This is a genomic window from Streptomyces sp. NPDC057900 (assembly GCF_042887885.1).
GTDB lineage: Bacteria > Actinomycetota > Actinomycetes > Streptomycetales > Streptomycetaceae > Streptomyces.
In genome coordinates this window covers 299,152-311,126 of sequence record NZ_JBHVOI010000005.1, presented here as the reverse complement: position 1 = coordinate 311,126, position 11,975 = coordinate 299,152, and the positions used below count along the sequence as shown (strand labels likewise).

At 70.0% G+C, this 11,975-nt stretch carries 11 protein-coding genes and 1 riboswitch; of the genes, 2 read left to right on the top strand and 9 right to left on the bottom strand.

Features of this window, described 5'->3' with window-relative positions:
- Nucleotides 1–14 precede the first annotated feature (14 nt).
- The 4 genes from ACFVQ0_RS21645 to ACFVQ0_RS21630 all read right to left on the bottom strand — a co-directional run bounded on the left by ACFVQ0_RS21645 (nt 15) and on the right by ACFVQ0_RS21630 (nt 4,260).
- On the bottom strand, nt 15–1,046 hold the full coding sequence (locus tag ACFVQ0_RS21645; protein ID WP_390090320.1) for an NlpC/P60 family protein: 1,032 nt from the start codon (nt 1,044–1,046) through the stop codon (nt 15–17).
- Between the two features lie 236 nt (nt 1,047–1,282).
- Entirely contained in the window at nt 1,283–2,308 is a 1,026-nt protein-coding gene (locus tag ACFVQ0_RS21640) for an NlpC/P60 family protein (RefSeq protein WP_390090318.1), read from the bottom strand.
- 310 nt (nt 2,309–2,618) lie between these two features.
- A complete protein-coding gene (locus tag ACFVQ0_RS21635; protein WP_390090316.1) occupies nt 2,619–3,980 on the bottom strand; it encodes an NYN domain-containing protein in 1,362 nt (453 codons plus the stop codon).
- A gap of 37 nt (nt 3,981–4,017) precedes the next feature.
- Nucleotides 4,018–4,260, bottom strand: coding sequence for a hypothetical protein (locus ACFVQ0_RS21630; protein WP_390090314.1), 243 nt, complete (start codon nt 4,258–4,260; stop codon nt 4,018–4,020).
- Between the two features lie 161 nt (nt 4,261–4,421).
- On the opposite strand from ACFVQ0_RS21630, the gene ACFVQ0_RS21625 reads away from it, so the two are divergent.
- A complete protein-coding gene (locus ACFVQ0_RS21625; RefSeq protein ID WP_390090312.1) occupies nt 4,422–5,159 on the top strand; it encodes a rhomboid family intramembrane serine protease in 738 nt (245 codons plus the stop codon).
- A complete protein-coding gene (locus ACFVQ0_RS21620; protein WP_073735580.1) occupies nt 5,156–5,437 on the top strand; it encodes an Lrp/AsnC family transcriptional regulator in 282 nt (93 codons plus the stop codon). The genes ACFVQ0_RS21625 and ACFVQ0_RS21620 overlap by 4 nt, the downstream gene beginning before the upstream one ends.
- Nucleotides 5,438–5,500: 63 nt before the next feature.
- Here the strand turns inward: ACFVQ0_RS21620 and ACFVQ0_RS21615 are convergent, their stop codons facing one another.
- From ACFVQ0_RS21615 to ACFVQ0_RS21595, 5 genes are all read right to left on the bottom strand, one after another.
- A complete protein-coding gene (locus tag ACFVQ0_RS21615; RefSeq protein ID WP_390090310.1) occupies nt 5,501–6,916 on the bottom strand; it encodes an aminotransferase class V-fold PLP-dependent enzyme in 1,416 nt (471 codons plus the stop codon).
- 173 nt (nt 6,917–7,089) lie between these two features.
- A riboswitch (SAM riboswitch) is annotated at nt 7,090–7,207 on the bottom strand.
- An 84-nt stretch (nt 7,208–7,291) separates the two neighbouring features.
- Nucleotides 7,292–8,356 (bottom strand): anthranilate phosphoribosyltransferase, encoded by a 1,065-nt coding sequence (gene trpD / locus ACFVQ0_RS21610; protein WP_390090308.1) that lies wholly within the window; start codon nt 8,354–8,356, stop codon nt 7,292–7,294.
- A 126-nt stretch (nt 8,357–8,482) separates the two neighbouring features.
- Nucleotides 8,483–10,108, bottom strand: a complete 1,626-nt coding sequence (locus ACFVQ0_RS21605) for a cytochrome bc complex cytochrome b subunit (protein WP_390090307.1) — start codon at nt 10,106–10,108, stop codon at nt 8,483–8,485.
- Complete coding sequence (locus ACFVQ0_RS21600; protein ID WP_390090305.1) at nt 10,105–11,157, bottom strand: Rieske 2Fe-2S domain-containing protein; 1,053 nt, start codon at nt 11,155–11,157, stop codon at nt 10,105–10,107. The genes ACFVQ0_RS21605 and ACFVQ0_RS21600 overlap by 4 nt, the downstream gene beginning before the upstream one ends.
- A complete protein-coding gene (locus ACFVQ0_RS21595) occupies nt 11,154–11,963 on the bottom strand; it encodes a c-type cytochrome (protein WP_024494182.1) in 810 nt (269 codons plus the stop codon). The genes ACFVQ0_RS21600 and ACFVQ0_RS21595 overlap by 4 nt, the downstream gene beginning before the upstream one ends.
- Between the last annotated feature and the right edge of the window lie 12 nt (nt 11,964–11,975).

Here is an 11,975-nt window from a genome sequence, read left to right as displayed (position 1 = left end):
GACCGAGAGTACGGTCAGACCCGGGTCACTGAGGAGACGGGCATCATGCCGACCGGGTCGTAGCGGACCGCGGCACCGGGGTACGGGGCGTGGATGACCTGGCCGTTTCCCACGTACATCCCGATATGGCTGGCGTCCGCGCGATAGGCGACCAGATCACCGGGGCGGGCCTCGGAGAGCGGCACCTGATGGCCGGCGTACCGCTGGGCCTGCGAGGTGCGGGGCAGGCTGACCCCGGCCTGCGCGTACGCCCACTGCATCAGACCGGAGCAGTCGAATCCGGAGGGGCCGCTCGCGCCCCAGACGTACGGGCGGCCCAGCGCCCGCTGGACGGCCATGACGGCGGCCGCCGCCCGCGCGGAGCCCGCCGGGAGTCCGGCCACCGTCCCGTTCGCGGTGTCCCGGCCGGTGCGCGACGCCCGGTCGAAGGCCGCCCGCTCGGCACCGGGCAGCGTGCCGAGCAGCCGCCTGGCCTCGGCGAGCTTGCGGACGACGGTCCGCTTGTGGCGGCCGAGGGCGGCGCGGTCGCGCTCCAGGCCGGCGAGTGCGTGCGCGGCCTCCGCACGGGTCTGGGCCAGCGACCGCTGGGCCCTGCGGAGGTCGGCCAGGGCGGCCGCCCGGCTGTCGTTGACCCGGCCCAGCGCGGCGGCCCGCTCCAGGTAGTTGTCCGGGTCGGAGGAGAGCAGCAGTGCGAGCGAGGGGTCGATGCCGCCTGAGCGGTACTGGGCGCGGGCCGCCGAACCGAGCGCCCTGCGCATCCCGTTGACGCGTTCCTGGCCCCGGGCCGCCCGGTCCTGCGCCCTGCTCACCTCGCCGCGCAGCCGCCGGACGTCCTCACCGGACTTGTTGTACTGCTCGGTTGCCTGCTCGGCCTCGGCGTAGAGGCGGTCGGCCCGGGACCCGGCGGTCTGCGGGGTGTCCTGGGGTTCGGCGTTCGCGGTGGCCGCGCCGAGCGTCGCGGCGGCGGTCGCCGCCGCGGCCGACAGGACAGTGGCCCGGACGCTCCGGCTCGGGCCGGACTGTGTGGAACGGCGATGGGACACCACAGGACGCCGCACTCCCTTCCGCTGTACGCAGATGTGCGCAGCCCCTGCCGCCCGGGTGGGCGGACCGACACCTGGAGCTGCGCGGCAGCCAGACAGTAGTCGGACGATCACGGAGCGGACAAAGAACACGCCGGGCCGGCGGTGGCCCCGAACAGCGGCGCCCCGCCGGTGACCTGTGGTCTCCGGCGGGGCGGGCAGTCAGTACGGGGCGCGGGAATTCGCCCGTTCGGGCGTGATCAGATGCGTACGGCGGTCTGGTAGGCGCCGACGGTGTTCATCGACTCGTAGCGGACCACGGCGCCCGGCTTGGGGGCGTGCAGCACGGTGTTGTTGCCCGCGTAGAGGGCGACGTGCGAGGTGTTGCTGAAGAAGACCAGGTCGCCCGGCCTCAGCTGGCTGCGCCCGATCTGGGTGCCCTGGTTGATCTGGGTGTACGTGGTGCGGGTGATCTCCACACCGGCCTGGTGGTACGCCCACTGGGTCAGACCCGAGCAGTCGAACGAGTTCGGGCCGGTGCCGCCGGAGACGTACGGCTTGCCCTGCTGGGTGGAAGCGGCCTGAAGTGCGGCGGCGCCGCGGGCGGAGGCGGGGACCTCGCTGCCGAGGTCGACCCGGTCACCGGCGGAGCGGCTGGCGCGCAGGTCGTCCTCGCGCATCTTCGCGCGCTCGGCGGCGGTCAGGGTGTTGAGCACCTTCTGCGCCTCGGCGAGCTTGCCCTGCTGCTGCTTCTTCTTCTCACCGAGCGTCTTGCGGACGTCCGCGAGGTCGTCCAGCTTGTCCTGGGCCTCCTTGCGCTCCTGCGCGAGGGACCGCTGCTTCTCCTGGATCTTCGTCAGCGCCTCGGTCTGCTTGGCCGTCAACTGGTCCAGCGAGGAGGCCTGGTCGAGGAAGCTGTCCGGGTCGGAGGCGAGGAAGAGCTGCACCGAGGGGTCGATACCGCCGGAGCGGTACTGCGCGGCGGCGAGCGAACCGAGTCCGGCCCGCATCGTGTTGAGCTCCTCCTGGCCGCGGGCCACCTTGTCCTGAAGCGCGCCGACCTGCTTCTCCAGCTTCTCCTGCTTCTCCTTGGCCCCGCTGTACTGCTCGGTGGCCGCCTCCGCCTCGTGGTAGAGCTTGTCGACCTTCGCCTTGACCTCGCTCTTGGTCGGCTTCGGGTCGGCGTGAGCGGCCTGGGAAGTGAGGGCCACGGCCGCGGCGGCGGTCGCGGTGAGCACGGTCACACGGGCGCGGCTCGGGTTCTTGGGACGGCGGTGGGACGCCACGAAGGCGAGCTCCTTCTTCCGTGAGCCGCCTACCGGGCTGTGGGGGACGTCATCCCCGGCTCCGCATGGTTCGCGGACTCGGCGGTTCCTTCACTGCCACCCCGGATGGGTGATCAACCGCGCGAAGGTTCGAGGCCCGACCATAGTGACCATCCTGTGATCAGTTCAAATCCTCGCAGGAAAAATCTCGTCACACCGGGTACTTCTTTACCCACACCACACTGCGCGTAGCGGCGAACTGACGGCCCGTTCCCTAATTTACGGCAACCACCGACAAGCCCGACAAGGTCGTCAATCCTGACAAGCTCGGTCAAACACGTGAAAGCCGCTTCAGGAGCAGGACGGACGCGACGGGTCTCGCTCCCGCCTTCGCCACTCCGTCGGCCACTTCGCGGTCGGTGGAGACCACCACGACGGGCCGCCCGGACGGTTCGGCGCGCGCGAGCTGACGGATCAGCTCATCCGCGGTGACACCCGCCCTGCTGAACAGCACCCGTACGCCGCGGGGCGGCGCGAGCAGCACCGGAGCGGCCAGCTCCGCCCCGTCGAAGACACAGGTCATCTCCGCGCCCGTCTGGGCCGCGAGCATCGACAGACCGCCCAGCAGCCGCAGCCGCTGCTTCTCCAGCGGCAGCTGCGGATAGCCGGTCTTGGTGACGTTGTAACCGTCCACGATGAGGTGCGCCTGCGGCAGCGCCAGCAGTTGGTCCAGCAGCGCCGGATCGGTGTCGGAAAGGGCTCTGGCGGCAACGTCCTTGGGCGACATCCGGCCGGGCTCGACCGCGTCCACGGTGTCCGCGGGGCGCATCGAGGAGGGCGGCAGCGCCAGTTCGCGCCGCAGTCCGCCGGCCGCTTCGAGCACCGTGTCCAGCAGCAGCCGCAGCCGCATGTCCTCGACCGAGCGCCCCTCACGGGCGGCCCTGCGTCCCGCCTCGACGGACGCCTCCGCCTCGCTGAGCCGGGCCCGGAGCCTGCGGGTCTCGCTCTCCGCCGCGGATACCTGGGCGGCCGCCTCCGCCCGCACGGTGTCGCTCTCGGCCCTGCCCCGGCGCAGGGCGGCCTCCGCGCGCTTCACCTCGTTGGCGGCGCTGCGCAGTTTGCGCTGGAGCGACTCGGCCTCCTTGCGGGCCGCGTCGAGGTCGCTACGGAGCCGTTCGGTCTCGCTCTTCGTCTGCGCGCGGGCCCGGTCCAGCTCCTCGCGGAGCCGTTCCAGCTCGCGCCGGCTCTCCTCGTCGGCCCGTTCCGCGTCGGCCCGCTGGGCCTCCTCGCCCGCGGCGGCGAGGAGCTTCACCCAGCCGTCCGGGCGCAGCACATAGGCCGCGGCGGCGACGTCCACGGGGTCGGCGGCGGCGGGCGGCGAGCCGGCCTCCAGGGCGGCGCTCAGCTCCGGCTGGGTCTCCCGCAGCCGTTCACCGATGCGCCGCCGGAAGGCGACGTCGCCCGCCAGGGCGGCCGCCATCGCGTTCCCGGCGAACTTGGCACGCCTCGTCGGCGTGAAACGGGCGTACTGTCGGAGCTGAGCGGGGAGTTCGGTGACCGTGAGCGCGCCGAACGCGTCGGAGACCAGCGCGACGACCCGATGCCGTACGCCTTCGGGCAGCGGGCGGTCGAGCATCTCCACGGCATCGTCGGCCGCATCGGCCGACGCGGCGCCGCCAGGGGGCTGCTCCACCATCCGTCACCTCAAACTGTATGTCCGCACGGCCCCGTCAGGAGTCGGCACCCGGCCTGTCGACTAGCTCGATCTGGTCCACCGCGTTGCACCAACGGCAGCGCACCGACTCGATGGTCTCACTGACGACCTCGCGTTCTTCGACGCTCGACTCCCCGGCCAGGTCGAGATGGACGTATTCGACGACCCTGGACGAGCGCGTCACGTCGAATCGCGTGAGGTTTCCGCAGAGCGTGCAGCGCCAGCGGGTCGCCTCGGTCGGCTGGGGAACCGTCGTCATCGTTGTGTCCTCTTGTCTCGGGCCTCGTGCTGCCAGATAAGGATCTTCGCGGTGCGCCGTCGAACTGCGGGTGTCCTGCCGCAACCCTACGGCCTCACCGCATACCACCGGCACGGCGAGGCGCTCTGTCCCGTTCCCTCCGCTTGCGTCATGCTCTGTTCATGATCGATCGGCGGGCTGCGGCCGGCAGACTTCTGCGGGCGGCCACCTCGGGCGGGCCGCCGGTCACCTACGCCCTCATCGCCCTGTGCTGCGTGGTCTTCGCGATCAGCCCGCTCTCCGGGCTCGCCCCGGTGTACGGCAGCGCCGACGCCCTGCTGTCGGCCCAGGCCGGGTACTTCGAGCGCTGGGGCGTGATCCCGAGCGAGCTGTGGGACGGCTCCGCACACGCCCTGATCACTCCGCTCACCGCGCTGTTCGTGCACGGCAGCTGGCTGCACCTGCTCGGCAACATACTGTTCCTGTACGTGTTCGGAGCGATGGCCGAGGAGCGCATGGGCCACACCGAGTTCGCGTTCTTCTACCTCGGCTGCGGCTATCTCGCGCTGCTCGCCTACGCGGCCGCGCACGCCACCTCCGACCAGACGCTCGTCGGCGCCTCCGGGGCCATCTCGGCGGTACTGGGCGCCTTCCTCTACCTCTTCCCCCGGGCCAGGGTCACCAGCGTGTTCCCGTTCCTGCTCTTCCTCCCGCTGCGCTTCCCCGCCTGGATCGTGCTGATCTTCTGGTTCGCGCTCCAGTGGCTGGCCGCGGAGGGCGCGGGCAGCGGCCCCGGCGTGGCCTATCTCGCCCATGTGGTCGGCTTCGCCGTCGGGTTCCTCTACGCCTGGGGGCGCTACCGGGGTAACGCTAGAGTGAGATCTCCAGCCACGGCCACCGAGGGAGAAAGCCAGCCGTGATCACCGCGATCGTGCTCATCAAAACCAGCGTGGACCGGATTCCCGAGATCGCCGAGGCCGTCGCGGCACTGGACAGCGTCAGCGAGGTCTTCTCGGTCACCGGTACGTACGACCTCATCGCCATGGTCCGGGTGGCCAAGCACGACGATCTCGCCGACGTCATCCCCGGCCGGATCAGCAAGATCCCCGGTGTCGAGGCGACCGACACCCATGTGGCGTTCCGTACGTACTCGCAGCACGACCTGGAGGCGGCCTTCGCCATCGGCCTGGACGGCTGACTTACGTAAACGTGTTCGGCCGGGTACGGAATGGCTTCCGTGCCCGGCCGAACGCGTTGCGGCTCAGTGCTGGGCGGTGCCCCGGTCCGGGACGCAGCGGCCGTCCTCGGTGCGGTACTTCCACTGGGCGCCCTCGCTCACCAGCTCCTTGACCGCCCGCACGAAGCGCTCGATGTGCTCGTCCGGCGTACCGGCACCGAAGCTGACGCGGATCGCGTTGAGCGACTTCTCGCCCGGCTCCGCCTCCGGCGCGCCGCACTCACCGACGTCCTGCGGGTCGCTGCCGAGCAGGGTGCGCACCAGCGGGTGGGCGCAGAACAGACCGTCGCGCACCCCGATGCCGTACTCGGCGGAGAGCGCCGCGGCGAAGTGCGAGCTGTTCCAGCCCTCCACCACGAACGAGATGACGCCGACGCGCGGGGCGTCGTCACCGAACAGCGAGAGGACCTTGACCTCGGGGACCTCCGCCAGCCCGGCCCGGACCTCGGAGACGAGCTGCTGCTCGCGGGCGACCAGGCTGTCGAACCCGGCCTCGGTGAGCGCCTTGCAGGCGGCGGCGATGGAGTAGACGCCGATGACGTTGGGCGAACCGGCCTCGTGGCGGGCGGCGGTGGTGTGCCACTCGACGTCCACCCCGCCGTCGGTGCGCCGGGCGACCTTGCGGGAGGCGCCGCCGCCGGCCAGGTAGGGCTCGGCGTCGCGCAGCCAGTCGGAGCGGCCGGCCAGCACGCCGGAGCCGAAGGGCGCGTACAGCTTGTGACCGGAGAAGGCGACCCAGTCGACGTCCAGTTCACTGATGTCGACGGGGTGGTGCGGGGCGAGCTGGGCCGCGTCGAGCACGATGCGGGCGCCGTGGGCGTGCGCGGCGGCGGCGAGCTCCTTGACCGGCCACAGCTCACCGGTGACGTTGGAGGCGCCGGTGACGCAGACCAGCGCGGGGCGGGTGGGGCCTCCCCTGCTCGAACGAAGCTGAGAGCTTGGGGAAGGGTCGCGGTCGGCGAGCGCCCGCTCCAGCGTGGCGACGGCCTGGGCCGGGGTGCGCGGGGCGTTCAGGTAGGTCACCCGGGCATCGCGCCAGGGCAGCAGGGACGCGTGGTGCTCGGTCTCGAAGACGAACACCTGGCAGTCGGCGGGCAACGCGGCGGCCAGCAGGTTGAGCGAGTCGGTGGTCGACCGGGTGAAGACCACCTGGTCCCCCTCGCGGCAGCCGAGGAACTCCGCGACGGTCACCCGGCTGGACTCGAAGAGGTCCGTGGAGAGCTGCGAGAGGTAGCCGGCACCGCGGTGGACGCTGCCGTAGTACGGCGCGTACGCGGCGACGTCGTCCCACACGCGCTGCAGGGCCGGGGCGCTGGCGGCGTAGTCGAGCGCGGCGTACGTGACCTCACCGCCGGTCACCAGGGGAACCGTCACATCCTTGCCCAGAACGGGCAGCGGGGCACAAATGGACTGGTCGGCGGCAGCGGTGAAGACAGACATGACGAACTCCCGTAACAGGCAGGCGAACTCCGCGTGCCCGCGGATACGCGGCAGCACGGAGGGAGGAAAAGAGGGTGTGCGGAGGAGGGCCGAAAAGCCCTATCGCATTCGCTTGCTCACAGAGGCTCCCTGAGGACCAGGACCCCACGGGTGGACATCTCACGACGTCGAGGGGTCCGCGCTTGCCGCAGACCTCGCTGCCTACGGCCTGGTCTTCACCCGGGGCACCCCGCCACGGACGGAGGGTTGCCGGACAGCGGGCCGGGGCCGTAGTCGCTGTCACTCATGACCTGCCCAGCATCTTGCCATACGTACGGGAACGCGCAAGGCGCAGTCCATGATCCGGACTGCGCCCCGCTGCACCGCTCCGTCTGTTCAGGCGTTGCTGGCCTTGACCCATCTCTCCAGCGCGCGCCCGGCGGACCCGGAGTCGATGGACTCGGCGGCCCTCGCCATACCGGCGACGAGCTGCTCCTCAAGGGTGCCCTCCCCCGGATCCAGCGCGACCAGCGCCGCCGCCGCGTTGAGCAGGACCGCGTCCCGTACCGGCCCCGTCTCACCGGCCAGCAGCCGGCGGGCCACATCCGCGTTGTACGAGGCGTCGGCGCCGCGCAGCGCCTCGACCGGCACCAGGTCAAGGCCGACGTCGCGCGGGTCGAAGGCCTGCTCGCGCACGACACCGTCGCGGGCCACCCAGACCCGGGAGGTCGCGGTGGTGGTCAGCTCGTCCAGCCCGTCGTCGCCCCGGAAGACCAGCGCGGAGTTGCCCCGCTCGGCGAGGACGCCCGCGACGATGGGCGCCATCCGCAGGTCGGCGACGCCGATGGCCTGGGAGCGCACCTGGGCCGGGTTGGTGAGCGGGCCCAGGATGTTGAAGGTGGTCGGCGCGCCGAGCTCCGCCCGCGCCTTCGCCGCGTACCGCAGGGCGGGGTGGAACTTCACCGCGAAGCAGAAGGTGATGCCCGCCTCCTCCGCCACCTCGACGACGCGCTGCGGCGGCAGATCCAGATTGACGCCGAGCTTGCCCAGTACGTCGGAGGAGCCGCTGGCCGAGGAGGAGGCGCGGTTGCCGTGCTTGACGACCTTGGCGCCCGCCCCGGCCAGGACGATCGCGGACATGGTGGAGATGTTGACCGTCTTGGCCATGTCGCCGCCGGTGCCGACGATGTCGACCGTGCGGCCGGGCACGTGGACCGTGGTGGCGTGCTCGTACATCGCACGGACCAGACCGGTGACCTCCCCGACCGTCTCGCCCTTGGCACGCAGGGCCACCGCGAAGCCGGCGATCTGTACGTCGGTCGCCTCGCCGCTCATGATGCGGTCCATCGCCCACGCGGTGTCGTCCGCGCTCAGGTCCTCGCCGCGCATCAGCGGGGTCAGCACGCCGGGCCAGGTACGAGCCGCCACGCTGTCGCCGCCGACCGGGGTCACAACGTTCATGGTCCGCTCCTGGGGTCCACAGCCGATACAGGGATGCGTCCACCCTATCGAGCGCCGGGGACAGCGAAGAGCCCCGTCCATCGTATGGATGGGCGGGGCTCCTGCTGTGGCGATCAGTTCAGGTGATCAGTGGTGGCCGTGGCCCTCGGTGATCTCCTTGTACTCCTCGGGGGACGCCTTGGCGATCTGGCTGTTCTCGCCGTAGAAGCTCTTGCTGAGCTTGGCCCGCGTCTTCTCCAGCGGCGACACCTTGCGCTTGACGCCGTTCTCGTCGACCAGCGGGCCGAGTTCGACCGGCGCGTACTGCTCGTGCGCGGTGAGGGTGTGCAGCTGACCCTGCGACAGCGGCTCGTGGACCTCGACGAACTCACCGTGCGGCAGGCGCTTGATGAGCCCGGACTCGCGCCCGTGCAGCACCTTCTCCTTGTCCCGGCGCTGAAGTCCGAGGCAGATCCGCTTGGTCGCGATGAACGCGAGGACCGGTCCGGCGAAGAAGAAGATCCGGACGAACCACGAGATGGAGTTCAGCGACAGGTGGAAGTGCGTCGCCCAGAGGTCGTTACCGCCGCCCACCAGGCCGATGAAGTACACCGTGATCCACGCGACACCGAAGGCCGTACGCGTCGGGGCGTTGCGCGGGCGGTCCAGGATGTGGTGCTCGCGCTTGTCCCCGGTGACCCAGGACTCGATGAACGGGTACATCGCGATCGCGCCCAGGATGAGCCCGAAGAGCACCAGCGGGATGAGCACGCCCAGGACGAGCGTATGACCCCAGAGGTTGATCTCCCAGCCAGGCATCACTCGGACGAGACCCTCGGCGAAGCCCATGTACCAGTCGGGCTGGGCGCCGGTGGACACCTGGTCCGGGCGGTACGGGCCGATGGCCCAGATCGGGTTGATCGAGGCGATGCCCGCGATGACGGCGATGACACCGAAGACCAGGAAGAAGAAGCCTCCGGCCTTGGCCATGTACACCGGCAGCAGCGGCATGCCCACGACGTTCTTGTTCGTCCGGCCGGGACCCGCGAACTGGGTGTGCTTGTGGTAGAAGACCAGGATGAGGTGGCCCACCAGAAGCCCGAGCATGATGCCCGGCAGCAGCAGGATGTGCACCGAGTAGAACCGCGCGACGAAGTCGCCGCCCGGGAACTCCCCGCCGAACAGGAACATCGAGATGTAGGTGCCGACGATCGGCATCGACAGGATCGCGCCCTGGGTGAAGCGGACACCCGTACCCGAGAGCAGGTCGTCCGGGAGCGAGTAGCCGGTGAAGCCGGTGAACATACCGAGCACGAACAGCAGGAAGCCGAACAGCCAGTTGATCTCGCGCGGCTTGCGGAACGCGCCCGTGAAGAACACGCGCATCATGTGCACGAACATGCCGGCCAGGAAGATCAGCGCGGCCCAGTGGTGGATCTGCCGGACCAGCAGACCACCGCGGACGTCGAAGCTGATGTTCAGCGTCGAGGCGTAGGCCTCCGACATCCGGATGCCCTGCATGGGCTCGTACGGACCGTTGTAGACGGTCTCGGCCATGCTCGGGTGGAAGAACAGCGTCAGATACACACCCGTGAGGATGATGATGATGAAGCTGTAGAGGCAGATCTCACCGAGCATGAAGGACCAGTGGTCCGGGAAGATCTTGCGCATGTTGGCCTTGGCCAGGGAGTAGATCCCGAGCCGGCCGTCCGCCCAGTCGGCCATCTTCTCACCGGCGGGCGCCTTGCGCTTCGTATCGGTCGCAGTACTCATCCGCGCTCCCAGAATGCAGGACCGACGGGCTCTTCGAAGTCACCGAGCGCCTCGAGGTTGCCCTCGCTGTTCACGCCGATCCGCAGCTGCGGGAGGGCGTGACCGGCCGGACCGAAGATGACGCGGGCGCCGTCGGAGAGGTCGAAGGTTGACTGGTGGCACGGGCAGAGCACGTGGTGCGTCTGCTGCTCGTACAGGCTGATCGGGCAGCCGACGTGGGTGCAGATCTTCGAGAAGGCCACGATGCCCTCGTGGGCCCACTCGCGCTCGCGCTTGTCCTTGATGTTGGACGGCTCGATGCGAATGATCATCAGCGCAGCCTTGGCGATCTGCGTCTGGAAGTCGTGAGCGTCCTCCTCCAGGCCCTCGGGCATGGCGAAGGTGAGCGAACCCACCGCGACGTCCTCGGGACGGAGCGGCTGGTTCGTGTTCATGTTGATGAGCTGCTTGCCCTTGGCCCACAGGGTCGAGCGGAGCTTCTTCTCCGGCAGCGGACCGAGGTCGCGCAGCAGCACCACACCGGCGAGCGGCACCAGGGCCAGCGCGCCGAACATGGTGTTGCGGATCAGCTTGCGCCGGCCGAACGCGGACTCCTCGGCACCGGCCGCGAAGTCGGCGAGAACCTTCGCCTTGACCTCGGGCTCGGCCGCGATCGCGTGCCGCTCGTCGGCGACCTCCACGTCCGACATCAGGGTGCGCGCCCAGTGGACGGCTCCCGCGCCGATCGCGAAGAGCGCCACGCCCAGGGTCAGACCCAGGGAGAAGTTGAGCGCGCTCACATGGCCGAACGGGAAGATGTAGACGATCTTGTCGACCGGGAAGATGACGTAGGAGGCGATGAAGCCGACCGTCGCCAGCATGGACAGCGTGAACAAGAACGCGACCACGCGCTCGGACCGGTCCGCGGCCCGTTCGTCGATGTCCTGGATGCGCGGCTGGTGGGCCGGCAGCCCCGGGTCGGCGAACGGATCGTCCGCGCCCTCTACAGCGCCGTGCGCGGGGACCTGCTCTGCGGGCAGGTTCTCTTCTGGAATCTCTTGGCTACTCATGACTTCTTGGCCTTAGCGGTGTGGGCCGCGACCCAGATGGCAACTGCGATCAGTGCGCCGAGCCCGAAGATCCAGCCGAACAGACCCTCGCTGACCGGACCGAGGCCGCCCAGCTTGAGGCCACCGGGGCTCTCCGCCTGCGCGCTGTTCACGGTCTGGACGTACGCGATGATGTCCTTCTTCTGCTGATTGGGCATCGTCGTGTCCGGGAAGGACGGCATGCTCTGAGGGCCGGTCTGCATGGCCTCGTACATGTGCTTCGGGTCCACGCCCTCAAGGCTGGGAGCGGACTTGCCCTTCGTCAGGGCACCGCCCTCGCCGGTGAAGTTGTGGCACTGGGCGCAGTTGGTACGGAACAGGTCGCCGCCCTTGGCCACGTCCGCGCCCTCGGGGCTGACCTGGCTCTTGGTCGGGACGATCGGGCCGGCGCCGAGCGACGCGACGTATGCCGCGAGCTGGTCGATCTCGGCCTGGGTGTAGATGACCTTCTTCTTCGGTACCTGGGCACCCGGCTGCTGCGCGGGCATGCGGCCGGTACCGACCTGGAAGTCCACGGCGGCGGAGCCCACGCCGACAAGCTGGGGCCCGTCGGTGGTTCCCTCACCACCGGTTCCGTGGCAGCTGGCGCAACCGACGGAGTACAGCTTCTTGCCCTCGTCAATGGCGAGGGACTGGGCGGTTTCGTCGGCCTGCGCCTTACTCGCGGGCGCAAACGCGGCGTACAGCCCCCCAGTAGCCGCAAGCGCGAGGAGTAGTACGACGACCGCCGCCAACGGATGGCGTCGTCGTGCGGAGAGCTTTTTCACGGATTACCCCGG

Bases quoted from the DNA above. Each gene is read 5' to 3' on its own strand.
- ACFVQ0_RS21625 (WP_390090312.1), top strand. From the start codon at position 4,422: ATGATCGATCGGCGGGCTGCGGCCGGCAGACTTCTGCGGGCGGCCACC.
- trpD (WP_390090308.1), bottom strand. From the start codon at position 8,356: ATGAACGTTGTGACCCCGGTCGGCGGCGACAGCGTGGCGGCTCGTACC.
- ACFVQ0_RS21600 (WP_390090305.1), bottom strand. From the start codon at position 11,157: ATGAGTAGCCAAGAGATTCCAGAAGAGAACCTGCCCGCAGAGCAGGTC.
- ACFVQ0_RS21615 (WP_390090310.1), bottom strand. From the start codon at position 6,916: ATGTCTGTCTTCACCGCTGCCGCCGACCAGTCCATTTGTGCCCCGCTG.
- ACFVQ0_RS21630 (WP_390090314.1), bottom strand. From the start codon at position 4,260: ATGACGACGGTTCCCCAGCCGACCGAGGCGACCCGCTGGCGCTGCACG.
- ACFVQ0_RS21605 (WP_390090307.1), bottom strand. From the start codon at position 10,108: ATGAGTACTGCGACCGATACGAAGCGCAAGGCGCCCGCCGGTGAGAAG.